This is a genomic window from Psychrobacter namhaensis (assembly GCF_016107545.1).
Classification (GTDB): domain Bacteria; phylum Pseudomonadota; class Gammaproteobacteria; order Pseudomonadales; family Moraxellaceae; genus Psychrobacter; species Psychrobacter namhaensis.
Map to the genome: position 1 here is coordinate 1 of NZ_JABASS010000006.1, position 24598 is coordinate 24598.

Below are 24598 nucleotides of genomic sequence, written 5' to 3' on the forward strand. Positions count from 1 at the left end.
CGTATTAGCAGGCATTTAATCTAAATGGCAGTTACACAGAATCTGGGATACGCTCCACCCTTGCGTTGTCTCATCTGCTCGATACGTTGTTTACGTCCTACGATAAGCCGTAATACCTCGCGTTGCTGCTCTGTACTCATACTCAGCCACTGTTGGCGCTCAGTTCGACTGCGCAAGCAACCAAAGCAATAGCCTTTTTTGTTGCTTTGACAGACACCGATACAAGGGTTGTCAATGTCGAACAGCTCAAACTGTTGATTCATGGCAGCTCCATCGCTATTGCTATCATTCCTTTGATTGGCGCAAACTATTGTCATAGCCCATTATGTCGCAAATACTGAATAATAGTGTGCCGTTTTATTGTTACTATGTTTACTGGGTGGGTGCTATGCTGAGCTTTACTAGCCGATATAAGATAATCATAACAAAACTAATAAGTGAGATGAGACATGAACATAATTTATATTCATGGATTGGACAGCGATGCCAATTCTACTAAAGGGAGGCTGTTAGAAAAATACTGTCAGCAGTACCATCCTGATATCAATGTATTACGCCCTGATCTGAATCAATCGCCTGACCACGTTTTTAATCACATACTGTCCTTAATAGAAAGTGCCAATAATAAAAGCGAGCGTATTAAAAGCGCGCAGTTTGGAGCGGCAAATACGGTATTAGTAGGTAGTTCATTAGGTGGGTATTTTTCTACGCTAGTCAGTAATCATACTGGCTGTCCGGTGCTTTTATTAAACCCCAGTACGCAGCCACACGTTACCCTACAACGATTTGCCCATGGATCCCTATCATCCAGTGGTGATAAAGACATATTATCCGACGATCATATTCTCCATTCGACGGCAGGAGGCTGGGATATTACCAACGCTGACCTACAGTGGTTTGCAGACCATGAAATTTCTCAAGTAAATTATCCAAATAAAGTCGCTGCCCTGATTAAAGCAGGCGATGAGCTATTAAATGCTGAACTGTCTAAAAGCTTTTACCAAATCCAAGGAGCAGCAGTGACGGTGCAAGCAGGGGGCGATCATCGATTTAGTGACTTTCATGAGCAATTACCGATGGTCATTAAACTATTACAGCAATTAGCCGATTAATCCAAGCTTGAGTAAACCGTTAAATAGACGACATTATATGACGTGAGCGACTGACTATTAACGTTAATGTCGCTGTTTTTCGTTATAATGGTTCAATAGAATTAAACGCACGTGAACAATTAAGGATGCATTTGTGAGTCAATATAATGCGCAATCATTAGAAGTTTTAGAAGGACTTGAGCCAGTTCGTCGTCGCCCCGGTATGTACACTGACACCACACGGCCCAATCATTTGGCGCAAGAGGTCATTGATAACTCGGTGGATGAAGCATTGGCGGGCTATGCAAAAACCATCAAGGTTCAGCTGCATAGTGACGGGTCGTTGTCAGTTGAAGATGATGGCCGCGGTATGCCGACCGATATTCACCCTGAATTTGGTCAATCAGGTATTGAGCTGATTTTAACCCGCTTGCATGCGGGTGGGAAGTTTTCAACCTCTAACTATGAGGTGTCAGGTGGCTTGCATGGCGTGGGTATCTCTGTCGTCAATGCGCTATCCACACGTGTTGAAGTAACAGTATGGCGCGATAGTACGCAGTTTGAGATGGCGTTCGAAAATGGCGCACCTGTGACACCTCTTACTGAAACCATTAGCTCAAATAAGCGTAAACGTGGTACTAGAGTGCATTTTTGGGCAGATGGCAGCTTCTTTGATACGCCTAAGTTTAATGTCAAACAACTCAAGCACAATTTAAAGGCCAAAGCGGTTTTGGCCGCGGGTCTCACGATTGAGTTCACTGATGATATTAATGATGAAAAGGTAGTTTGGCAGTTTACGGATGGGGTGGTTGAGTATTTAAACGAGCAACTTGATGGTCTTGAAACCTTGCCCGAAGCCCCATTTTATTATAATCATGAAGCAAAAAATGGCGCGCGTGCGGGTATTACCTTTGCACTATCTTGGTTGCCAGATGGTGGTACACCCATTCAAGAGAGCTATGTGAACTTGATTCCGACCGCTCAAGGTGGGACGCATGTTAATGGCTTGCGCACAGGTATTTTAGAAGCACTGCGTGAATTTTGTGACATCCATAACTTATTGCCTCGTAGTGTGAAGCTGACGGCAGAAGATGTCTGGGATGGGGTCAACTATATCTTGTCGCTTAAGTTTTCTGAGCCACAGTTTTCTGGACAAACCAAAGAGCGTTTGTCGAGTCGTGAAGCAGCCGGCGCGGTACAGACGTTGGCAAAAGATGCTTTTAGCTTGTGGCTTAATCAGCATGCTGATATGGGTGCTCAAATTGCCGAGCTGGCGATTAATAAAGCGGGCCGTCGTCTTAAATCGGCCAAAAAAGTCGCGCGTAAAAAAATCACGCAGGGTCCTGCCTTACCGGGCAAATTAGCAGATTGTCGCGGGGATCTACGCGATGGTGCTGAGCTGTTTTTGGTGGAGGGAGATTCTGCGGGCGGCTCAGCCAAACAAGCCCGTGACCGCCATTATCAAGCAATACTACCGTTGCGTGGGAAGATTCTTAATACGTGGGAGGTGTCATCAGACACGGTACTCTCAAGCCAAGAGATTCATGACATCGCGATTGCGATCGGTGTCGATCCAGCCTCTGATGACTTGTCCGAGCTGCGCTATGACAAAGTATGTATCTTGGCGGATGCCGACTCTGATGGCTTGCATATTGCCACACTGATTTGTGCGTTATTCGTCAAGCACTTCCCAGCACTGGTCGATGCTGGTCACTTATTTGTCGCCATGCCTCCATTATATCGAGTGGACGTGGGTAAAGAGGTGCATTATGCGTTAGATGAGCCTGAGCTGGAACATATTTTAGAAAATGTCCCTGGGAATAAAAAAGCTCAAATTACCCGCTTCAAAGGGCTTGGGGAGATGAGTGCAGAGCAGCTACGTGAAACCACGATGAATCGTGATACTCGGCGCTTAGTGCAGCTAGATATGGACGACATGGTGCTGACCAATAGTATTATGGACATGCTGTTGGCAAAAAAACGCGCGACTGATCGTAAGTCATGGCTTGAGAATAAAGGTAATTTGGCCAATATCCCTTAGAAAGCTTTATTAGTCTTTTCGCTGTTAGATTTCCATTTATAGCAGTTGATAAATGCGTAAGCTGGCAAGTAATAAAAGCTGATAAAATTCAACGTGGTAACAGACGCTTAATGCTATTATGTAGGCATCTTTTATTATACGGTGCCGTCATGACATCAAGTTTTTTTAAGGGTTCTAAAACGGTTGTTTCGCAGCCTAAACGCTCTAAAATACTGCCGAAGCTCAGCAAAAAACAGCTGGGTAACTTAGTCCCAAAACGAGGGGGTAAATTTACGCCAGTTATTGCATCAATGCTGCTAAAAATGGCGGGCTGGCGCAATGTGGGTGAGATTCCCAACATTCCGCAGGCCGTGGTACTGGCGCTGCCCCACACGTCTAACGTCGATGGGATTTACGCGATTCCAAGCTTGTTTGCCTTAGATGTAAACATCAGCATCATGGCTAAGCATACGCTATTTAAAGTGCCGGTGTTTGCGCAGCTGTTAAAATGGATAGGGGTCATTCCTATTGATCGGGGTAATAAAGGTTCAGTGCTGCAAGCCAGTATTGATAAGTTCAAAACTGGCGAACCTCTGTTTTTAGGGTTGGCGCCAGAGGGTACTCGTCAATACACTGAAACTTGGAAGACAGGTTTTTATTATTTAGCGTTAGGCGCTGGTGTCCCAATTCTACCCGTGGCCATGGACTATAAGACCAAAGAGGTGCGTTTTATGTCGCCGGTCTATCCTAGTGGCGACATCGACGCTGATTTGCCAAAAATCTATGCTCAGTATAAGGGGGTAGTACCAAGACATCCTGAGCGCTTATCGCAGCCATTACAGGATATCAATAACGTAGCTGAATAAGGGTTGTGGCAGAGTGACTGATACTTATGTGGCTAAACGTTTATCACTGATCTTTAATAACTGAGCTTTAATAAACAAAAACCCCCTGATAGCCCATATCAGGGGGTTTTTTACTGTCAGGTTATGTGATTTGAGTATCTATCCATTCAACCCATCAGAGATGCTAAAAATTTGGCTGGCCATTAGAAGCACTGACACCGCCATCAACAGGCAAGTTAACTCCTGTAATCATAGCCGCATCATCACTCGCTAAAAAAGTAATCGCGGCGGCAATATCTTCGGGCGTTGCCAGACGACCAAGGGCAGAGCGGGCAAAGAACTTATCCTGTTTTGCCTCATTATCTTGAATGGCAGTCGTCATATCTGTTTTAGTCACGCTTGGGTTGACGGCATTGACACGAACGCCGTCAGGTCCATGGTCTAAGGCGAGAGTACGCGTTAAATTGGTCACTCCAGCTTTGGCAGCATTGTAAGCGGCCATGTTCCAATCTCCGCCCACCCCTGATAGTGATGAGACATTAACAATATTGCCTTTAGTTGCTATTAGATGCGGCATGACTGCTTGTGAGACATAAAAAGTCCCATTTAAATTGACATCAATGGCTGACTTCCAGTCCTCAGCAGATAGGTCTGTTATTTTTCCTTGCGTGGCTTTGCCCGCATTGTTGACCAAAATATCGATCTTTTCAAACTTGTCTATCACAGCTTGGACCATCTCTTGTACTTGGCTTTGTACGCTAATGTCACACGTTACGGTCAGATAGTTGTCAGTGTGAATCCAAGTATGATCTTCCGGAAACTCTTGAGCGGTGGCTTGTAACGTTTCAGGCGTGCGGCCTACTAAAACAACGCTGGCGCCTTCTTGAGCGAAGCGAATGGCAGTTGCCCGGCCAATACCTGAGCCTGCACCTGTGACGATAACCGTTTTTTCTTTAAAGCGCTTCATCATATTCAATCCTTGTTATTATATGAGGGTCATTAAATAGTCTTAATACACGTACCTGTGACGGACAGCTTACAAAGAGTACGTGAGCGCAGTCTATAACTGTAAGACCTACGCACAAGCTATATTGCTTTGATATCATCATAACAATTCATTGCTATGAAAGCGACTGTGTCTGATAGCGCTTATGTAGCTTAAATTTTCGTGGCCGAGCTTTGGAAGGATAAAGTGATAAATCAGCTTACTAAGCACATACAGCGACTTAAACAGCAAACTGCACAACAATCAGATAAGCAAGTAGCGTCGCAAACTACGAGAACAGGTCAGACGCTTGTAAAAAGCAAACAATCCAGTAAATTGTCTCAAGTGCGGCTACACTTATCTATTCCTGCTCGTAAAGACGAATCCTAGTTATAGTAAAGTGGTTTTTTTAGATACCACTCATCAGTAAAATGACTAAAGATTTAAGACCTCTATTTCCATAAAAAAAGACAGCTTAAGCTGTCTTTTTTGTATTTCAGTCTAAAGAATAATGAATGGTTACTTATTATTGAAGTCGTCGTTAAGACCGTTTCCAGGCAGTAATTTGTCATTATTGATTGTGCTGTTGCCATTCACGGTATCATTGTGAATGTCATCAGTATTAACGTGAGGTGTGTCCACTACATCTGTACGCAAGTCAGTCGTTGACGTGCTTGTCGATGTTGATGTACTTGACGCTGACGGCGTGTTTTCACGAACTGAATCAGCAACTTTATCTGCAGTGTCTGATGTGGTCTTAGTATGACGCGTGGTTTTTACTTTAAGACCAGTGCGTTCTTCTTCTACCTTATCCTGCATCTTGCGTAGGAAGCGGGCGGCTGCTTCTTGACCGCCAAGACCAAATGATAGTGCAAAGGCGACAGCGACAGCGCCTAGTGTCAGACCAAATGCTAGATTAACGATCGAATCAGCGATACCCATCGCTTTGAGACCCATCGCAAGTACCAAGCCCATGATCAATACACGTACGATATTGGCTAGAAACTGTGAGCCTTGCTCAGAACGCTCAACGACTCCAGCAATGATATTGGCAAGCCAAAAGCCAATAAATAGAATGATGGCACCTAAGATGATGTTGGCACCAAAAGCGATAAACATCGTGATGATGGCTGAGATAGCTTCAAACCCTAATAGATCAGCGGCGGCGATAGCAGCAAACAACATGGCAAAGAAGATAATTGCATAGGCAACGAGGTCAGAGATTTTCTGGTTACCCATGGTTTCTTGCAGGCCAACTTTGGCTGGCAGCTGATTAACCTCGGTATTTTCGATTAGACCTTTAACAATGTTAGCGACCATACGTACGACGTAGAAAGTGACTACTAGGATAGCCGCTGCCATAAAGATGTTTGGTAGCGCTTCCATGATTTTGTTTAGCATGTTCGTCGCCGGACGAGCAATGACTTCGATTTTCAGAGCATTTAGTGCCGCAATAATAGTTGGGATGATAATCACTAAAAATGCTAATGAACCCGCAATATTTGGTAGGCTGTTCTGTTCGCTCAAGCCTGCTTTTGACGCAAGTTCTTGTACATTAAAAGTAGAAACAAGGTTGGTCACTATGCCGCGTACGACTTTCGCAATGATATAACCGACAACGAAAACCACACCAGCAATGATAATGTTAGGAATAAAGCTAAAGATTTTATCCACCATATTTGTCAATGGAGCAAATAAACCATCAAGCTCTAACTGGCCAAGTACCATGGTCAAAACAACCAATAAGATAAACCAATAGACCATATCAGCAATGGTGCTGCTCATTGGTTTTACGCCAGCTCGCGCACTCAAACGTTCATCCATTGACGTTTTGGCTAGGGCTGCATTGATCGCTGTGCGGGCAACTGTCGCCACCACCCAACCAATCACACCAATGGCGATAGCACCGATCAGGTTAGGAATAAACGCCAATACTTGGTTGACCATATTTGCAAATGGTGCCGAAATAGAGTTTAAATTCAATTGGCTAAGTGCCCCAGAGATCGCGATGATAAAAATAAACCAAAAAACAATCTTAGAGATAATCCCCTCAAGATCGTAGGTTTTACCTGTTGACGAGTTCATACGTTGGTTTAAGTTAACTTTGGCCAACACTCCGCGGACCAGAGCTGCGATCCCAAGGGCCACCAACCAACCGATGATAAAAATTAAAATAGCGCCGATAATAGAACCAATAGGTCCACCCAAATAACCATTGAACGATGTATACGTTGGGTTCATCTTATCCTCCTTGAAGCATCATATAAAAGCCGCTAAAAAATGAGCGTAACCAATATATAGATGATTATAATAAATAGTATTTTTTTAATTAAGTTAGGCGGCGATATTACAATTTTTGAGGATATAGTCTTATCAAAAGTATGGCTTTACCTCATCTTGATAGCGTTAATACCAAACTCTAAATAACCATGATAAAAATTTACGCTCAGTTACTTATCACCTTAACTTATTCAGCTTAGCTGATGTATTGCTGGTTTTAAAGATAGAAAGCTTAACGTGAGACTGTATTTGTGTGATAACTTGTTATTATGATGAGGTATATTTACACAGACTGTACATTCGCCCGATAATTTCATCCCAAATATGGCTCCTAAAACTAAGATTTGTTATGATAGAAGCATGTGACATCTCGCCACTATTCTTACAATTTGAGAGTACTTTATGAAAAAAATCACTACTTTAAGCGTTAGTGCACTTGCGAGTGCTATGTTATTGATCACGGGTTGTAGCACCAATAACGGCAACCAAGAGACAGCCGCTCAAAGCGTTTCTATCACCGAACAAAGCTCAGCAAATGAAAAAGTAGGTTATAGTTTGGGTTATATGATGGCTGAAGGGAATAAAGAAGCGGTCGGTGATCTAAACCTTGACACTTTTGAACAAGGCTTCCGTGATGGTTACGAAGGTAACGAATCCGCGTTGACGCAAGAGCAGATGCAAGAAGTATTGATGACGTATCAAAAAGAGCAAGAAGAGAAGTTTGTTAAAGATATGGAATCAAAAGCGGCAGAAAACAAAACCAAGGGCGCAGCCTTCTTAGCCGAAAACGCTAAGAAAGAGGGCGTAACAGAAACGGCTTCTGGTTTACAGTATAAAGTCATCGAAGCTGGTACGGGTCAATCACCAAAAGCCACTGACGTGGTCGAAGTAAACTACGAAGGTAAATTGATTGATGGTACGGTATTTGATAGCTCTTATGAGCGTGGTGAGCCAATTGAGTTCCCATTAAATCAAGTCATCGCTGGCTGGACGGAAGGGCTTCAGTTGATGAAAGAGGGCGGTAAATACGAGTTTTATATCCCATCAGACATCGCTTATGGCGAAGCGGGTAACGCAGGTATTGAGCCAAATAGCACGCTCATCTTTACGGTTGAGCTATTAGACGTAAAATAATGCATTATTAGCTAAGCATTGCTAGAGAATAAAAAGCCTTCATAGCGACTATGAAGGCTTTTTTATGGATGAACTGGTTGCATTTGAGTGTTGTCAGTCTGTTAAAAAAGTGTAGTAGCTCATAAATGCGTTGTCAGTTCGGCATTAGTTACAGATTTTTTTGGAATACTTTGGAGTTGCGACCGTTGTGGTATTTTTCTTGACGTGATTCCGGTAGGGCGCTGGCCTCAACTTCAGCAAAGCCTTGTTCGACGAACCAATGGGCTGTACGAGTGGTCAAAACAAATAACTTATGCAGACCATGACTGCGTGCTTGTTGCTCTAAAAATGCTAATAAGTCAGCGCCACGGCTTCCGCTACGATACTCAGGATGTACGGCCACACAAGCCACTTCTGCTGAGTCTGCATCTAGGGGATAAAGGGCGGCACAGCCTAAAATCATACCATCACGCTCAATGACACTATAGTGATCAATCTCTTGCTCTAAGCGCTCACGCGAGCGGCTGACTAAAATGCCTTGTTCTTCCAGAGGTGATAACAGCTCAATAAGCCCGACCACATCGTCAATATTGGCACGACGAATTTCTTCATAAGGATCATGGCTAATAAGGGTGCCAGAACCATCACGGGTAAATAGCTCCTCTAGGAGCGCGCCATCTTTGGCATAGGAAATAATATGCGTACGATGAACACCTTGGCGGCAAGCATTACTGGCGCAGCTTAAAAAGTAGTTAATCTCACAGTTTAAATCACGATCACGTAAAAAGCGGTCGACTTCGTTTGGAATCATTTCGCGTAACAGGCGGTCGTCGTGATTGATGCCAGCCTCTTCACCCAAAAATATGAGCTTATCAGCACCCAGTGCCACGGCTGCGCTAAGCGCCACATCTTCAGCCAGTAAATTAAAGACTTCACCAGTGGCTGAATAGCCCATTGAACCTAAAATCACGATATGGTCGTGTAAAAGGTTATTTTTGATGGCTTCCACATCGATAGAGCGTACTTCACCCGTCATTTGGTAATCGACACCATCACGGATACCATAAGGGCGTGCGGTGACAAAATTCCCTGATATGGCATCGATGCGCGAGCCGTACATAGGGGAGTTGGCCAGTCCCATCGACAGCTGTGCTTCAATTTGCAAGCGAATCGCCCCTACCGCTTGTAAAATAGCGGGCATCGCGACCCTTGGGGTAATGCGAATATCTTGATGTAGTGGGGAGGCGATACCGGTATTTTTTAGATTATTCTCAATTTGCGGTCGCGCCCCATGCACCAACACGAGCTTGATACCTAAGCTATGTAACAAAGCGAAATCGTGTATCAGAGTGCTAAAGTTAGGATGATTGACCGCCTCTCCCCCAAACATAATCACGAAAGTTTTGCCGCGATGGGTATTAATGTAGGGAGCGGAGTTACGAAACCAATGGACGTATTCTGGGTTGATTTGTGGCATAGCGCTAGTAGTCATAATAGGAGCAGTGATTGTCAGAAAAAGAAAAAGGGCGCAGCAAAAAAATGCCTATCGCTAAAGATTTACCATAGCAAAAAACGCCGTTATGAGCTATCTTTTATTTCATAGTGTTCATCAATGTTGATCAGGGATTGACTATATACACAACCTCTACACGGGGTTAGTGTACGTACAAACGCTTTTTGTTATGCTAAACGCTATTGCTTTACCAGCTGCGTTTTACCGATATATTAACTAGGGATAATGAAAATCATGAAAAAAAATAACCAATTTGCTAGTCCATTTAGTGCTTGGAGCGGACATCGCTTGTTTCACGTTGTTGCTGGTACGCTCATCGGTGCCATGGTAGTAACGCAAGCTTCAGCAATGCTGCCGACGCCAGAACAAGCGGTTGATGGGTCAGTGGCTATGCAGGCAAGTGCCAATCAAAGCAGTAATTCAAGTGCGCAAGCCGTCAATAGTAAAATTACCGCGTCACTGATTAGTACGGACGCAAATGGTCAAGAAGTTTTGGTTCCTGTAAATGCCAGCACACGCTTGCAATCAGGGAATGTTTTAGAGTATCAAGGGTATTTTACCAATACCAATGCGGATCGAGTCCGTAAGATGACAGTGACGATGAGTATCCCTGAGCAAGTAGAATTATTGAAGACGGTATCTCCTGATTTTCCATATGGCAGTGTCGATGGCAACAATTTTGCGCGTATGCCACTACGTACAAAGGTTGATAATCAGCTACAAGATGTCGCAATGAAGTATTACAAAGCGGTTCGTTGGGATCTTGAAGGTGTGGGCCTCAATGACACAGTCGTGGTTAAGTATCGCGCGCGCGTTAAGTAAGTAGACGTTTAATATAATTTTTTGCTTAATTGTCATGGATAAAATCAAAAAAGCACCACAGCTTTAAACTGTGGTGCTTTTTTTCGTCAAGATCTAGATATTTTTATCAGGGCTGCTTATCAATAAATCAGAGAGTCGCGTATTTACTGTCAGATTTCTGTTTGATTAACTGTTTAATGGCATAAATTTGTGAAGTCGTGGCTTGCGCGCCCGCCGTAATCAAAGCTTGGCGCTGACGGGTGTCTATTGAGCTGATGTGACCCACGTCAGGGGTAATGACAATGTCAGCACGATCCCGTTCATGACGCATTGATAAGGCGCGATTGGTGTTTGGCTGAGTGGTGATATTACGCTCCAAAAATCCCCAAAAGCTGCTCATTGAATTGAAGGTCGGTATGCGCTTGAGAGCAAAAGAGCGGTTATTAGCAGTGGTCACATCAACAGCAATGATAACGTCAGCGCCCAAAGCACGGGCACTATCAACTGGTACCAAGCTCACCACACCGCCGTCGATGTATTTTTTGCCCACTTTTTCTGGAATACGTGGGGCGATAAAAATATTGGGCACGCTACAGGAAGCTTGGACGGCCAGTCCGGCATTCCCTGAGGTAAAGACGGTCTTTTTTAACGTGTGCTTTTCAGCAGCGACCGCCGCAAAGCTAATTGGGAAGTCTTCTATTGCTCGTCCATTCACTTTGTCATTGATAAAATTTCTGAGTTTGATGCCCTCGACAAAACCTTGGTTAGATAAGACAAAATCTGTTAACTCGTTATCAGCCGTCGTCAGTGCTAAGTGTTCAAGCTGCGCTGGTGTATAGCCACTGGCATATAGGCTGCCAACCAAGCTGCCAACGCTGGTACCAACGATGAGCGTCGGCGTAATACCGTTCTCTTCTAATGCTTTAATCACCCCGATATGAGCAAAACCTTTGGCTCCGCCACCACCCAAAACTAATGCAACACTAGGTGACGCTATTGCAGGTGCTTTAATCGTTGGGGTCACTGTGCTACAAGCACTCATAAATAGTGTCAATGCTGTAAGTGTGCTCACACGCGTTAATACTGAATGATGACGGTATAGATGCGAAACGAAAGAAGCAGGCATAAAAAAGACCTTATATAATTGCCATAATCTAGCAAAGAAGACAGCAGTTATTGGTATGATATAACTGAAGTCATGTTTTATCGCGCACGGATTATTACGCTTATAACACACGGTACGTTGTAATATAAGTTAGTCGCGTATATAAAATTTAAAAACCTTATCTTTAGGATCTTTGATGCCCACATCGGTTAGCCACTCTTCAATCAGTCCCTCAGACCCTCCTAGGTCTGAGCCACCAGTCTCGGCGCTAGAGATGCCAGTGACTGCGCTGGCTGGTGTGGGTGTAAAAGTGGCCGAGCAATTAGAACAGCTGAGCATCAAACGAATATTTGATTTGCTGCTGCATCTGCCACGTGATTATGAGGATCGCAGTCGATTATTATCTATCGCAGAGGTGGCTCATGGGCAATCGGCGTTAATCACAGGACGTGTGGTACACGTTGATGCCAAACGCAGCGGTATGACAGTGGTGGTAGATGATGATACTGGCACCATGTCTCTGCGCTTCTTTAAGGTTTATCGTGGTCTTGCCCAGACCATGAGCCTAGGTACAAGGTTGCAACTGTTTGGTGAAGTCAAAGTCAGTCGTTACGGCAAACAGATGCATCATCCTGAATATCACATCATTACTGATAACACCGCTATTACCAATACAGGTTTGCAGCCCATTTATCCAAGCGTCAAAGGCTTGCACCAGAATAAGCTGCGCACATTGATCAAGCTTGCATTACAGACCGTGCGCAGCCAAGGCCTGCCAATGACCCTATTGACAGCGGCAGATTTTTCAGTTGTGGCTGACTTACCCTTAGTGCCTTTTGAGCCGACTAAGTCGCTTACGACAGAGCCAGACTATCCAGAAGATATCTTCTCCACATTGGCGCGTAGTGTGCCAGATAACAGTCTCAATCAAACCAATACCATGGCTTATGACGCCAATCATAGTGTCATTGCCGAGGCCGTTAGAGTGGCTAATAATAATGTCTATCATTTAACGATATTTGAGGCACTGGTGTTACTGCACACGCCGCCCACTTATACCGATGCGGGTCAACAGTATAAAATGTTGACGCAATTAAGTGCGCGCACGCACGCTGCTTGTCAGCGTTTAATCATTGAGGAGCTGACGGCTCATCAGCTCAGCTTATTATATCGCCGCCAGCAATTGCATCAGCATAAAGCACCCAAATGTGCCACTAAAAGTCCATTGGCTGAGCAACTATTTGCTGCATTACCTTTTGACTTAACAGGCGCACAAAAAAGAGTAATGAGAGACATCACGACTGACATGGCAACCTCGATCCCTATGCTGCGACTGGTACAAGGCGACGTGGGTGCTGGCAAGACGTTGGTAGCAGCAGGGGCAGCAGGCTATGCTCTAGATAGCGGCTGGCAAGTGGTAGTTATGGCACCGACGGAGGTTTTGGCAGAGCAGCATTTACTTAACTTTAAACACTGGTTTGAACCGTTAGGTATTGGGGTGGGTTGGCTTGCGGGTAAGCAAACCGCAAAGCAGCGCCGTGAAGCGTTAGAAGCGGTGGCAGAAAACACGGTACAGATCGTTGTTGGTACTCATGCGCTGTTTCAAGAGCAGGTGCAATTTGCCAAATTGGGGCTGGTTATTATTGATGAGCAGCATCGGTTTGGCGTCGAGCAGCGTATGGCATTGACCAATAAAGGCGTGGCCAACAGTACGCCGCATCAGCTGATTATGACGGCAACGCCGATTCCGCGTACGCTTGCGATGAGTGTCTACGGCGACATGGATACCTCGATTATCGATGAGTTACCGCCTGGGCGGACCCCGATTACTACCGTGACGATTGACCGCAACCGCCGTGATGATGTGATTGAGCGTATCGCGATTAACTGCGAAGCTGGCAGGCAAGCATATTGGGTTTGCTCACTGGTAGAAGAGTCTAGTGTGCTCGATGCGCAAGCGGCCGAAGCGACTTATGAAGATTTAAATGAGCGGTTAAATATTCGTATTGGGCTGGTACATGGCAAGATGAAGTCAGCAGACAAACAAGCCATCATGCAATCTTTTAAAGCAGGTCAACTTGATTTATTGATTGCTACCACGGTCATTGAAGTTGGCGTCGATGTGCCCAATGCCTCATTAATGGTCATCGAAAATGCAGAACGATTGGGTCTATCGCAATTACATCAATTGCGCGGGCGCGTTGGACGTGGCTCAACCAAAAGCTACTGTGTTCTGCTGTACCAAAAGCCATTGTCTGAAACGGGGACTGAGCGCCTAAACGTTCTACGTGATAGTACAGACGGCTTTGTCATTGCGCAAAAAGACTTAGAGCTGCGCGGACCGGGAGAGCTGTTGGGTAAACGGCAAACGGGCAATGTGGGTTATTACTTGGCCGATCTCATCCGTGATGAGCAGCTATTTGCCATAGCACAGCGGTTGGCCAAACACTTGATTGCAGACCCAGCGCGCAAAGCTGATGTCAGCCAGCTTATTGATCGCTGGATGCCAGAGGCGAGTCGTTATACTAATGCCTGATGAGTAGCTGTGGCAAGTTATCTGCTCAGATAGCAGGAGACTATTAGAGAAAGGTGTCTGTATGAACTGTATACCAAAAATTAGGGTTTTGATTGAGAGACCAGCCTTACAATAGTTTATGATTTATGGACCGTTCGATCCAATTTATTAACGTGTTGTCTTTATTGTTTTATGGCCTATCTTTTTGATTTTTTGTCCTAAATTATCGGGTGGGTTTACCAAAACTGTGAACAGCATATCCTATATATAAGCATAAGACGGTGATCTAATATATGCTATTCTCAATAACTTCATCGGATATTGTAATAATAAACAGCACTTTAGAGAGTGAGAGTTTTCTCTAGTAAATAAGCCGCGCAGTAAAGCGATTTAGATGTTATGCCAATGGCGTGTTATTTTTTATGGTTCATGTGACGTATGAATATTCTTTTATCAGCACTCACATATCTGACCTTTTAATTTTATTATTGCCCGTATTTACAGAGAGTCATCATGAGCGATCTGAAAGAAACCAACCCCAAGCCAGCTGTAGAAACAGAGCTGCCACCCTATCGTCAGTCTGATTCAGGGGCTCACAAATCGTCCTCAAAGCTACCATTATGGTTGTTACCAGTATTGGCAGTGGTGCTCGTCATCGGTGTGTTGCTTGGCAAGTATTGGGACGGTAATAACGAAACAGCCGATGTTGATCCATTAGCCTCTAACAGTGCGCCAAGTGATGGTAATAATCCAAGTGGCGCTAGTGCTGAGCAAGCGGTCTTGTCAGTAGAAACGATTGTGCCAAACCAAGATGATATTGGTAATACCTTGAGCGCTGATGGCACGATCAATGCCAAAAATACGGCGAATGTCAGTGCAAAAGTGACCGGCGTCGCTATTGAGCGTATATTGGTTGAAGAAGGTGATCGCGTCAAAGCGGGCCAAGTGTTGGCAGTGTTTGATACCGATGCCATGGAGCAGCAAGTCTTACAAGCAGAAGCAGACGTTGCAGAGGCTGAGGCAACGCTTGCCAATGCCAGCGCCGATGCCGCGCGTGTTTTGCCACTGATAGATATTGATGCCATCAGTAAACAAGAGGCCGACCGCTATCGTACCGCCGAGATGAAAGCCAGAGCCGCTTTGCAGGCAGCAAAAGCCAGATTAAGTACGCAGCGGTTGACGTTAGAGAATGCCGAAGTTGTCGCACCAGTCAGTGGTATCGTCAGTGAAAAAATGGCTGAGGTTGGTATGGTGGCCGGTGGTGAGCCATTGTTTACCATTATTAAAGGCGGCGTTTTAGAATGGCGTGCGGATATCGATCCTAAGCTGGTCAGTGATATTAATATCGGTACGCCCGTACGCGTGAGCTTGCCAGATGACGATTCTGTGATGGGGCAGGTGAGCCGTATTGCACCGACGGCGGACAACAACCGTCAGGTGACCATTTATGCCAGCTTAGCTGCCAATGCCAAAGTACGTGCCGGTATGTATCAAACTGGCGAATTTTTATTGGGCAGTACCAGCACACAAACGGTTCCCAATAGCGCTATTGTGAGCAACGATGGTTACGACTATGTGATGTTAGTAACCAACATAACGACTAAAAACGGTCAAACAATCGGTCGTATTCAGCAACAGCGAGTCACGTTAGGCGAACGCTTGGGCGATAGTGTCGCGGTCTCAGAGCCACTCCCTAGCGACAGTCAAATTGTGCAACAGGGCGGTAGTTTCTTAAATGATGGAGATTTGGTACGCATCGTTAATGGTGCGCGCCCAACAGACAATCCAGCAGATACTACGACGGATAGAGCAACCACTGGCACAGCCACGCAGGCGCGCGCATGAGTTTAAATGTCTCAGCTTACTCGATTAAAAACCCACTGGTCGCTATTTTGTTGTTTGTGCTGCTGACGCTCGGCGGCATATACGGCTTTATGAAAATGAAGGTGCAGCAGTTTCCGGATATTGACCTACCTGCGGTCGTGGTCACGGTCACTTTACCGGGTGCTGCGCCAGCACAGCTCGAAAATGACATTGCCAAAAAGGTAGAGAACAAACTCACCAGCATCGAAGGCGTCAAGCATATTAGAACGACGCTGCAAACTGGTGCAGCCACTATGGTCACTGAGTTTGTCCTAGAAAAAGACATCCAAGAAGCGGTAGATGATGTGCGGTCAGCGGTCGGCGAAGTACGTGGCGATCTGCCGGCTGCCGCTAATGATCCTATCATTACCAAAGTCTCAACCGCAGGGTTTCCAGTCGTGACTTACTCTGTTGCGTCTGAAAACATGAATGTGGAAGACTTATCATGGTTTGTGGATGATACCGTCACCAAACGACTCTCTGATATCCCAGGTGTCAGCACGGTCAGCCGTATTGGTGGCCTGCAGCGTGAGATTACCGTCGCCGCTGATCCAATCGCACTCAGCGGCTTAACATTTCCTATTACACAGTTATCGCAGCAAATAGCAGGGATTCAGCAAGACAGCTCAGGTGGTGAAGCAGAGGTGGGCAAAACCACTCAGACCATCCGAGTGCTTGGCGCTGTTGAGCGAGCCAGTGAGCTTAATGACTTACAAGTGGCTGTCCCTACAGGCGGCACGCAGGCCCTTGGGCGTATGGCACAAATCACGGATGGCGCGGCGGATCCAAGCTCTATTGCCAAGCTAAATGGTCAAACCGTGGTGGCATTTAATATTACCCGATCACGCGGTGCCAGTGAAGTTGAAGTGATGGAACTTGTCGATGCAGAGCTTGCCAAGCTCACGGTCGATGTCGGCAATATCAGTATCGAAAAAGTCTATGATCGGGCAACGCCAATTGCTGAGGACTATCAGGCCTCATTACGCATGCTGATTGAAGGTGGCTTATTGGCAGTGGTGGTGGTTTTCTTGTTTTTACGCAATATTCGGGCGACCATCGTGGCCGCCGTTGCCTTGCCACTGTCTGTCATTCCAACCTTTTTGGGTATGTATTTGTTTGGCTTTAGTCTCAACATCATCTCGCTGTTGGCACTATCCTTGGTGATCGGCGTACTGGTTGATGATGCTATCGTCGAAGTCGAAAATATCATACGACATCTGCGCATGGGTAAGACGCCTTATGAAGCCGCGATGGAAGCGGCGGATGAGATTGGTTTGGCGGTGGTGGCAACCACCTTTACTTTGATTGCGGTATTTTTGCCCACGGCCTTTATGGGCGGCATTGTTGGACAGTTCTTTCGCCAGTTTGGCTGGACGGCAGCCTTGTCGATTTTTGCGTCATTGATGGTCGCGCGTCTGATTACCCCCATGATGGCCGCGTATATATTGCGACCAGAAAAAAAGCACGTTGAAAAACAAAGCGCGCTGATGGATTGGTATCTTAAAATAGTAGCGTGGACCTTGCATCATCGCTGGCTTACGATGGGGGCAACTTTAATATTATTTGTGGCCTCGCTGACACTTGTGAAGTTGTTGCCCACGTCTTTTATTCCTGATAATGACATTGATCAAACGCGTGTGGCGATTGAGCTGACCCCTGATGTGGCGCTAGAAGATACTGAACGAGTAGCAGCACTGGCAAGCGCGCGTATTTTAGCCATGCCTGAAGTGACCAATATTTTTACGTCAGTAGGGGAAGCTCAAGCGACGATGGACTCAACCTCGAGTGGCGGCAAGGCTGAGAACATCGCAGGTTTAGATATTGTGCTTGCCCCAAGGGCAGAGCGCGGCACCAAACAAGAGATTGAACGAAAAATTAGCCGTTTATTGGCAGAGGTGCCCGGCGCTCGCTTTACTGTCGGTCTGTCGAGTGGCGGTGAAAGCGGCTATAATTTTTCGATGACCAGTACCAATCCGCAGTTGCTTGAACAGACCGCTCAGCAGATTATGTCAGAGATCCGAAGTCTGCCTAGCGCAGGCTCAGTGACCAGTGACCGCAGTCTGCCGCGTCAAGAGCTGACGGTAACACCAGACCGATTGGCGATGGCTGATAAGGGCGTGACCACACAAGACATCGCTACGACGTTACGTGTAGCGACCGTTGGTGACTATGAGCAGCGTTTATCCAAGCTCAATTTAGACACGCGCCAGATTCCTATTGTGATACGCCTGCCAGATGTTGCCAAGCAAAACGTTAGTCAGTTAGAAGGTTTGTACGTGCCAAGCTCACTACCAGCAGGACAGGGCGTGCGTGTGGGTGAGGTCGCATCCTTAGACTTTGGTACAGGCCCTGCACAGATCAGTAGGCTTGATCGAGAGCGTGCTATTAGTATTACGGTTCAGCCGGCGAATGGCGAACTTGGTGACTTGGTGCAAGCGGTCAAAGCCGTACCTGCGATGCAAAAATTACCACCTTCGATAACTATTATTGATCAAGGTCAAGCCGAGAACATGGCGGATCTATTTAGTGGCTTTGTGATCGCGATGTCGGTGGGTGTGGTTTGTATCTTAGGGGTGCTGATTTTACTATTCGGTCGTATACTACAACCTTTTACCATTCTGATGGCGTTACCGCTCTCTATTGGCGGCGCCTTTGTGGGCTTGGTTATTACCAATAGTAGCCTCTCTATGCCCTCAATGATTGGTTTTATTATGTTGATGGGCATCGCAACCAAAAACTCTATCTTGCTGGTTGATTATGCACTGATTGCCCAGCGTCGCGGTTTGGCACGTTTTGAAGCGATTATTGATGCGTGTCGTAAACGTGCGCGTCCTATTATTATGACGACCATTGCGATGGGTGCTGGCATGTTGCCATTAGTGTTTGGTTGGGGAGATGCTGACCCTACGTTTAGACGCCCGATGGCAGCGGCTGTATTGGGTGGTTTGGTGACCTCTACGTTATTGAGTTTGGTGGTGATTCCAGTGGTTTACACCTTGATGGATGATGTGTCAGGTTGGTTTGCTAAGTGGCTCACGCCGCATGGTAAGCCAGAGACAGTGTCGGAGGAAAAATAGCGCTCTCACAGTATTCATCCTCCTTAGTAAGTGACGTAAAAAGCTCAAACTGTGTTCAGAGACAGTTTGAGATTTTTTATGGATCAGCTATTCGCTACTAGAGGATGCTTTTATAAAATTGAATAGGGTCATATAGATTGTTGAGAGACAAGCGACTAAGGTTATGGGCGTTAAGTATGGTTATTTGTATGACGTTAGTCTTAAACGGGTAAGTTGAGTGGCTTAATTAACCCCGTCTTTGCTATAGTCGCTTCAGTTGAATTTGTCAAAGGCACTGTATGTTAAAGGCACTGTGTTTATCAGTATCTTATCCGTGTCTTATTTATTATTAACTTAATAACTACTAGAACGATAAACCCATACCTCCAAATACGAAAAAATAAGGAATAGCGATGATTAACGCATATGCAGCAGAAGAAAAAGGCGGAAAGTTTATACCGTATCAATATGACCCTGGCACTTTGGGTGATCATGAAGTAGAAATCGAAGTGCATAGCTGCGGTATCTGCCACAGTGATTTATCGATGTGGCAAAACGAATGGGGTATGACCGAGTATCCGTTTGTAGGTGGTCATGAAGTTGCCGGAAAAGTCCTCGCAAAAGGCAAGCACGTCAAACATCTCGAGTTAGGCGATAAAGTGGGTCTGGGGTGGCATAAAGGATACTGCAATGTTTGTGATCTATGTATCGGTGGCGACCACAACCTGTGCCCTGAGCAAGAAGGTACGATCATTGGTAACCATGGCGGCTTTGCGGATAAAGTACGGGCAAAAGACACCAGCGTTATTAAAATACCTGAAGGGCTTGCTTTTAACGCTGTAGGACCCTTGTTATGCGGCGGCGTCACTGTGTTCAACCCACTTATGCAGTACGACATCAAGCCAACCTCTAGAGTGGCTGTGATTGGTATTGGCGGCTTAGGTCATTTGGCACTGCAATTTGCCAATGCGTGGGGCTGTGAAGTGACGGCATTTACCAGTGAGTCAAAAATGGAAGAAGCAAAAGAGATGGGCGCTCACCACTCATTAAACTCAAGAGAGGATAGCGAGATCGAAAAAGCCGCGGGCTCTTTTGATTTAATCATCTCAACAGTGAACGTAGATATGAACTGGGATATGGTTATTAAGACGTTGAGACCAAAGGGTAAGCTACACTTTGTTGGGATTTTAGAAGCGCCGCTAGAGATATCGGCTGCGCCAATGATTATGGCTCAAAACAGTCTCTCAGGCTCACCAGTTGGCTCACCATCCACCCTTCGAAAAATGCTAGATTTTGCCGCTCGACACAATATTCAGCCAGTGATTGAAACCTACAAAATGTCTGAGATTAACGAAGCATTTGAGCGCCTAGAGAGCGGTAACGCGCGCTATAGAGTGGTGCTAGAAAGAGACTAAACGCCTTTAAAATAGCTAAACATAATCATTAGTTAAGCACACTCCTAATAGTGATACCTCATTTAAGATCGGGGTATCACTATTTTTTATACACAGTCATTTAACTTTTTACGAAATATTAGAAAAATGTTTAGCATTTAGATTAATATTTAAAGGTCTTCACTTAACGGTTTACTCACACAGCGTGCGATACGATTATCTATAAGCTATTTTTTAGTCATTGTGAGGGCATAAAAAACCCCTGCTAATGTTGCGCTCAACAATAGCAGGGGTTAATAGTATGAATCTTTATTACTCAGTATGAATCTTTATTACTCAGTATGAATCTTTATTACTTGGTATGATAGGTAATTACTCAATGACATAAAAAATCATCAAAATAGTAAACTTTATTCTACTGTAACTGATTTTGCCAAATTGCGTGGCTGGTCGACATCGGTGCCGCGCATCACAGCCACATGGTATGACAATAGCTGCACCGGCACGCTATAGACGATAGGCGCTAAGACTTCGCAGACTTCAGGCACGTACACCACGTGCAAACGGTCTTCTGCGACCATTTGACTGGCTTCACTGGCGAAGACAAATAGCTCACCGTGACGGGCGTGTACTTCTTGCATGTTGGCTTTGAGCTTATCAAACATACTGTCTTTCGGGGCGAGTACGACGATTGGCATGTCTTTATCGACCAACGCCAATGGGCCATGCTTGAGCTCACCTGCGGCATAACCTTCTGCGTGAATGTAGGATATTTCTTTTAGTTTTAGTGCGCCCTCTAGTGCAATTGGGAACTGGAGACCACGTCCCAAAAACAGGCAGCTTTTCTTGTCTTCAAAATGCTCGCTCATTGTCTTAATAGGCGCATCGAGGTTTAAGCTGGCATACAGCTGACCAGGCAGTTGTTGTAGCTCGCCAATCAACGTAGTCAAACGCTCACCGGTCACACGCTGTTGAATAACCCCGACCTTTAACACCAGTAACATTAAAGCGGCAAGTTGAGTCGTAAAGGCTTTGGTAGAAGCCACGCCAATTTCTGGTCCTGCTAGGGTCGGTAAGAAAATATCTGTCTCGCGTACCAGTGACGAGGTCGGGACGTTGCACAATGCTAAACTTACGAGGCCTGCTGGCGTCTGCTTTTGGATATCACGTAGCGCGGATAACGTGTCAGCAGTTTCACCCGACTGAGAAATACAAATCACCAAGCAGTTATCCACGACGACTGGATTGCGATAACGGAACTCACTGGCCACTTCAACGGAACAGGGCACCCGGATAAGACTTTCAAACCAGTATTTTGCGACCAGACCTGAGTGATAACTGGTTCCACAAGCGAGGATCTGTACGTGGCGGATACCTGCAAGTTGCGTCTCATAACGCTGCAAGAAGTCATCACGCAGCTTAGAGGTTTCATTATTGTCTAAAGCCATCTCAATAGTACGGGCGACCGCATCTGGCTGCTCATAGATTTCTTTGAGCATATAGTGCTTAAACTCACCTTTGTCAGCATTGTGCTGGGTTGCATCAATTTCATGAATTTGACGGGTGACTTCCACACCATCAGCATAAATTTGAATACTTTTACGAGTCAGCTTGGCAATGTCGCCTTCTTCTAAATACATAAAGCGGTTGGTCACGGGTAACAGTGCCAACTGATCTGAGGCGATAAAGTTCTCACCGATACCGACGCCAATCACCAGTGGTGAGCCTAGACGTACGCTAATCAGCTCATCTGGACAATCGATATGCACAATGCCAAGGGCAAAAGCACCGTGTAATAGTGGGGTCACAGTGCGAACCGCTTCTAGTAAGTCAGGCGTTTCTTGATAGATATCATTAATCAAGTGGGCCACGACTTCGGTATCTGTTTGTGAGGTAAACTCATAACCTTTGGCCACGAGCGTTTCTTTGAGCTCAGCGTAGTTTTCAACAATGCCATTATGCACCACGGCGATTTTACCGGACACATGCGGGTGTGCATTACGTTGGGCGGGTTCGCCATGAGTCGCCCAGCGCGTGTGAGCGATACCGATATGACCATCAAAGAATTCTGGGTTGACTGCCACGGCATCGACCAGTGCCTGCACTTTGCCCACTTGACGTTCGCGATGTAGCTCCCCATTACGAATAACGGTTAAACCAGCAGAATCATAGCCTCTGTATTCCAAGCGCTTGAGACCTTCAAGTAAGATATTGGCGATATTACGCTCAGCAACTGCTCCTACAATTCCACACATGGCTATTCCTTAAAGTTAATTTTTGATGTTTTGAGAGTGATTATATTTAGTCAATAAGACGTCTGTTTGATGATTAGCGACGCATACCGTGACGGATTGATAAATATGATGAAGCAGCACCACAAAAATTGCCGCACTGCTTCAGTGTGCTAAAGGATGATTGTCATTGATTTAGCGAATGTATCCGTTACTTTTTAGTGGGGCGCTGGTAATCGTTTTTTTGTGTTTGCCGAGCACGTCCAAACGCTAACGCCTTAGCATCCACGTCTTTGGTAATCACTGAACCGGCTGCCACAGTAGCGGTATCTCCTATGGTTACTGGCGCCACCAAACTGGCGTTAGAACCGATGAATGCATTATCTTCAATAATGGTCTGTGACTTATTGACCCCGTCATAATTACAAGTAATCACACCTGCACCAACATTAACGCCTGACCCGACGGTGGCATCACCAACGTAGCTTAAGTGGTTAACCTTGCTGCCGTGACCAATGGTCGATTTTTTAATCTCGACGAAATTACCCACTTTACTGTTATCAGCCAATACGGTTTGAGGACGCAAATGGGCAAAAGGACCAATATCGACCGCCGCGCCGACTTCGGTACTATCAATCACACAATAAGGCTTGAGGTGACAAGCGTTACCAATGTGGGCATTTTTGATGATACAGCCCGCTTCGATATAGACATTATCGCCTAACGTGCAGTCGCCTTCGAACACCACACCGACATCGACGAACACGTCTTGACCAGCAGTCAAAGTGCCACGAATATCAACGCGGGTAGGGTCAGCAAACTGCACACCTGCTTCTTGTAAGTCCGCGACCAGCTTGCTTTGCCATGTACGCTCTAAGCTGGCGAGCTGTTGGCGGTTGTTAACGCCTTCAATCTCAAACGTGTGCTCAGGTTCAATGGCGGCAATAGTAATACCGTCAGCGACTGCCATTTTTACGATATCGGTCAGATAGTATTCTTGCTGGGCATTGTCGTTAGACAACTCAGGCAAGTACTTATGTAGTAGCGCATTATCAACGCAATAAATGCCGCTGTTGATCTCTTTGATACCTTGCTCATCAGTATCCGCGTCTTTTTGCTCAATGATGGCAGTAATATTACCCGCTTGGTCACGCTTGATTCGACCGAGTCCAAATGGATTATCAACGGTCAACGTCAGCATGGACACACCATCTGTATTTGCCGTTTTTAATGCTGCCAATGTTTGGCAGCTGACCAACGGCACATCGCCATACAGAATAAGGCTTTGGCCCTCTGTTGGTAGATCAGACAGGGTGACTTTGACCGCATGGCCCGTGCCTAGCTGTTCAGTTTGCGCGACCCAAGTGATGGAGGACTGGGCATACTGATTGGTAATTTCTGACTTTACTTGTTCACCGCCAAAACCGTGGACAATAATCGTTTCATCCACGGTGAGCTGGTGACAGGTATCTAATACGTGAGCCAATAGGGATTTGCCAGCCAGCGTTTGCAATACTTTTGGCTTGGCCGATTGCATACGTGTGCCTTTACCGGCAGCTAAAATAATCACAGAAAGAGACGGTTGCATAAAAATCCTAAACATGTAACTAAATATTTTATAAAGTATAGCCTAAAAGTATCGCCAAAAAAGTGCCAACGCGTGCAGGCTTTGTAACCCAGTCTGGTCAAACGCTGTAGCACATTACGACGCTAAAAGTAGCAAAAAAAATCCGATAGAAAGTTATGGCGATTGATAGTAAGCACTTATCAGCAGTCAAATATATCG

At 45.6% G+C, this 24598-nt stretch carries 16 protein-coding genes; 9 read left to right on the forward strand and 7 right to left on the reverse strand.

Annotated elements, in window-relative coordinates; translation table 11 throughout:
- Nucleotides 1-20: 20 nt before the first annotated feature.
- Nucleotides 21-263 (reverse strand): DUF1289 domain-containing protein, encoded by a 243-nt coding sequence (locus JFC06_RS06305; protein ID WP_198334380.1) that lies wholly within the window; start codon nucleotides 261-263, stop codon nucleotides 21-23.
- A 186-nt stretch (nucleotides 264-449) separates the two neighbouring features.
- Between JFC06_RS06305 and JFC06_RS06310 the strand changes: the two genes are divergently transcribed.
- The 3 genes from JFC06_RS06310 (at nucleotide 450) to JFC06_RS06320 (ending at nucleotide 3977) form a co-directional block, all read left to right on the forward strand.
- A complete protein-coding gene (locus JFC06_RS06310) occupies nucleotides 450-1112 on the forward strand; it encodes a YqiA/YcfP family alpha/beta fold hydrolase (protein ID WP_193006470.1) in 663 nt (220 codons plus the stop codon).
- Between the two features lie 133 nt (nucleotides 1113-1245).
- Nucleotides 1246-3132, forward strand: a complete 1887-nt coding sequence (parE, locus tag JFC06_RS06315) for a DNA topoisomerase IV subunit B (protein ID WP_198334381.1) — start codon at nucleotides 1246-1248, stop codon at nucleotides 3130-3132.
- Nucleotides 3133-3281: 149 nt separating this feature from the next.
- A complete protein-coding gene (locus JFC06_RS06320) occupies nucleotides 3282-3977 on the forward strand; it encodes a lysophospholipid acyltransferase family protein (protein WP_227670108.1) in 696 nt (231 codons plus the stop codon).
- Between the two features lie 163 nt (nucleotides 3978-4140).
- Here JFC06_RS06320 and JFC06_RS06325 read toward each other — a convergent pair whose 3' ends face one another.
- A complete protein-coding gene (locus JFC06_RS06325) occupies nucleotides 4141-4926 on the reverse strand; it encodes an SDR family NAD(P)-dependent oxidoreductase (protein WP_265088173.1) in 786 nt (261 codons plus the stop codon).
- A gap of 534 nt (nucleotides 4927-5460) precedes the next feature.
- The gene (locus JFC06_RS06330) at nucleotides 5461-7182 is read right to left on the reverse strand and encodes a mechanosensitive ion channel (RefSeq protein ID WP_198334383.1); all 1722 of its coding nucleotides are present in this window, start codon (nucleotides 7180-7182) and stop codon (nucleotides 5461-5463) included.
- A 441-nt stretch (nucleotides 7183-7623) separates the two neighbouring features.
- Here JFC06_RS06330 and JFC06_RS06335 point away from each other — a divergent pair, with 441 nt between their 5' ends.
- Nucleotides 7624-8355, forward strand: coding sequence for an FKBP-type peptidyl-prolyl cis-trans isomerase (locus JFC06_RS06335; protein ID WP_193006475.1), 732 nt, complete (start codon nucleotides 7624-7626; stop codon nucleotides 8353-8355).
- A gap of 148 nt (nucleotides 8356-8503) precedes the next feature.
- Here the strand turns inward: JFC06_RS06335 and argA are convergent, their stop codons facing one another.
- Entirely contained in the window at nucleotides 8504-9826 is a 1323-nt protein-coding gene (gene argA, locus JFC06_RS06340; RefSeq protein ID WP_193006476.1) for an amino-acid N-acetyltransferase, read from the reverse strand.
- Nucleotides 9827-10081: 255 nt separating this feature from the next.
- On the opposite strand from argA, the gene JFC06_RS06345 reads away from it, so the two are divergent.
- On the forward strand, nucleotides 10082-10669 hold the full coding sequence (locus JFC06_RS06345; RefSeq protein ID WP_198334384.1) for a hypothetical protein: 588 nt from the start codon (nucleotides 10082-10084) through the stop codon (nucleotides 10667-10669).
- A 127-nt stretch (nucleotides 10670-10796) separates the two neighbouring features.
- Here JFC06_RS06345 and JFC06_RS06350 read toward each other — a convergent pair whose 3' ends face one another.
- Nucleotides 10797-11774 (reverse strand): patatin-like phospholipase family protein, encoded by a 978-nt coding sequence (locus JFC06_RS06350; protein ID WP_227670107.1) that lies wholly within the window; start codon nucleotides 11772-11774, stop codon nucleotides 10797-10799.
- A gap of 175 nt (nucleotides 11775-11949) precedes the next feature.
- Here JFC06_RS06350 and recG point away from each other — a divergent pair, with 175 nt between their 5' ends.
- The 4 genes from recG (at nucleotide 11950) to ahr (ending at nucleotide 20602) form a co-directional block, all read left to right on the forward strand.
- Complete coding sequence (gene recG / locus JFC06_RS06355; RefSeq protein WP_198334385.1) at nucleotides 11950-14289, forward strand: ATP-dependent DNA helicase RecG; 2340 nt, start codon at nucleotides 11950-11952, stop codon at nucleotides 14287-14289.
- 492 nt (nucleotides 14290-14781) lie between these two features.
- A complete protein-coding gene (locus tag JFC06_RS06360) occupies nucleotides 14782-16113 on the forward strand; it encodes an efflux RND transporter periplasmic adaptor subunit (RefSeq protein WP_198334386.1) in 1332 nt (443 codons plus the stop codon).
- Nucleotides 16110-19208 (forward strand): efflux RND transporter permease subunit, encoded by a 3099-nt coding sequence (locus JFC06_RS06365; protein WP_198334387.1) that lies wholly within the window; start codon nucleotides 16110-16112, stop codon nucleotides 19206-19208. The genes JFC06_RS06360 and JFC06_RS06365 overlap by 4 nt, the downstream gene beginning before the upstream one ends.
- 392 nt (nucleotides 19209-19600) lie before the next feature.
- A complete protein-coding gene (gene ahr / locus JFC06_RS06370; protein ID WP_198334388.1) occupies nucleotides 19601-20602 on the forward strand; it encodes an NADPH-dependent aldehyde reductase Ahr in 1002 nt (333 codons plus the stop codon).
- 389 nt (nucleotides 20603-20991) lie between these two features.
- Here the strand turns inward: ahr and glmS are convergent, their stop codons facing one another.
- Both glmS and glmU read right to left on the reverse strand, forming a co-directional pair.
- Nucleotides 20992-22836 carry a glutamine--fructose-6-phosphate transaminase (isomerizing) gene (gene glmS / locus JFC06_RS06375; protein WP_198334389.1) on the reverse strand — a complete coding sequence of 615 codons (1845 nt, stop codon included), beginning with the start codon at nucleotides 22834-22836 and terminating at the stop codon, nucleotides 20992-20994.
- A gap of 187 nt (nucleotides 22837-23023) precedes the next feature.
- Nucleotides 23024-24400, reverse strand: a complete 1377-nt coding sequence (gene glmU, locus JFC06_RS06380; RefSeq protein ID WP_198334390.1) for a bifunctional UDP-N-acetylglucosamine diphosphorylase/glucosamine-1-phosphate N-acetyltransferase GlmU — start codon at nucleotides 24398-24400, stop codon at nucleotides 23024-23026.
- Between the last annotated feature and the right edge of the window lie 198 nt (nucleotides 24401-24598).

What these genes read in the sequence shown, in the direction of transcription:
- recG (WP_198334385.1), top strand. Translation starts at nt 11,950, where the DNA reads ATGCCCACATCGGTTAGCCACTCTTCAATCAGTCCCTCAGACCCTCCT.
- JFC06_RS06305 (WP_198334380.1), bottom strand. Translation starts at nt 263, where the DNA reads ATGAATCAACAGTTTGAGCTGTTCGACATTGACAACCCTTGTATCGGT.
- JFC06_RS06330 (WP_198334383.1), bottom strand. Translation starts at nt 7,182, where the DNA reads ATGAACCCAACGTATACATCGTTCAATGGTTATTTGGGTGGACCTATT.
- glmU (WP_198334390.1), bottom strand. Translation starts at nt 24,400, where the DNA reads ATGCAACCGTCTCTTTCTGTGATTATTTTAGCTGCCGGTAAAGGCACA.
- JFC06_RS06320 (WP_227670108.1), top strand. Translation starts at nt 3,282, where the DNA reads ATGACATCAAGTTTTTTTAAGGGTTCTAAAACGGTTGTTTCGCAGCCT.
- JFC06_RS06335 (WP_193006475.1), top strand. Translation starts at nt 7,624, where the DNA reads ATGAAAAAAATCACTACTTTAAGCGTTAGTGCACTTGCGAGTGCTATG.
- JFC06_RS06360 (WP_198334386.1), top strand. Translation starts at nt 14,782, where the DNA reads ATGAGCGATCTGAAAGAAACCAACCCCAAGCCAGCTGTAGAAACAGAG.
- glmS (WP_198334389.1), bottom strand. Translation starts at nt 22,836, where the DNA reads ATGTGTGGAATTGTAGGAGCAGTTGCTGAGCGTAATATCGCCAATATC.
- ahr (WP_198334388.1), top strand. Translation starts at nt 19,601, where the DNA reads ATGATTAACGCATATGCAGCAGAAGAAAAAGGCGGAAAGTTTATACCG.
- JFC06_RS06325 (WP_265088173.1), bottom strand. Translation starts at nt 4,926, where the DNA reads ATGATGAAGCGCTTTAAAGAAAAAACGGTTATCGTCACAGGTGCAGGC.
- argA (WP_193006476.1), bottom strand. Translation starts at nt 9,826, where the DNA reads ATGACTACTAGCGCTATGCCACAAATCAACCCAGAATACGTCCATTGG.
- JFC06_RS06310 (WP_193006470.1), top strand. Translation starts at nt 450, where the DNA reads ATGAACATAATTTATATTCATGGATTGGACAGCGATGCCAATTCTACT.
- JFC06_RS06365 (WP_198334387.1), top strand. Translation starts at nt 16,110, where the DNA reads ATGAGTTTAAATGTCTCAGCTTACTCGATTAAAAACCCACTGGTCGCT.
- JFC06_RS06345 (WP_198334384.1), top strand. Translation starts at nt 10,082, where the DNA reads ATGAAAAAAAATAACCAATTTGCTAGTCCATTTAGTGCTTGGAGCGGA.
- JFC06_RS06350 (WP_227670107.1), bottom strand. Translation starts at nt 11,774, where the DNA reads ATGCCTGCTTCTTTCGTTTCGCATCTATACCGTCATCATTCAGTATTA.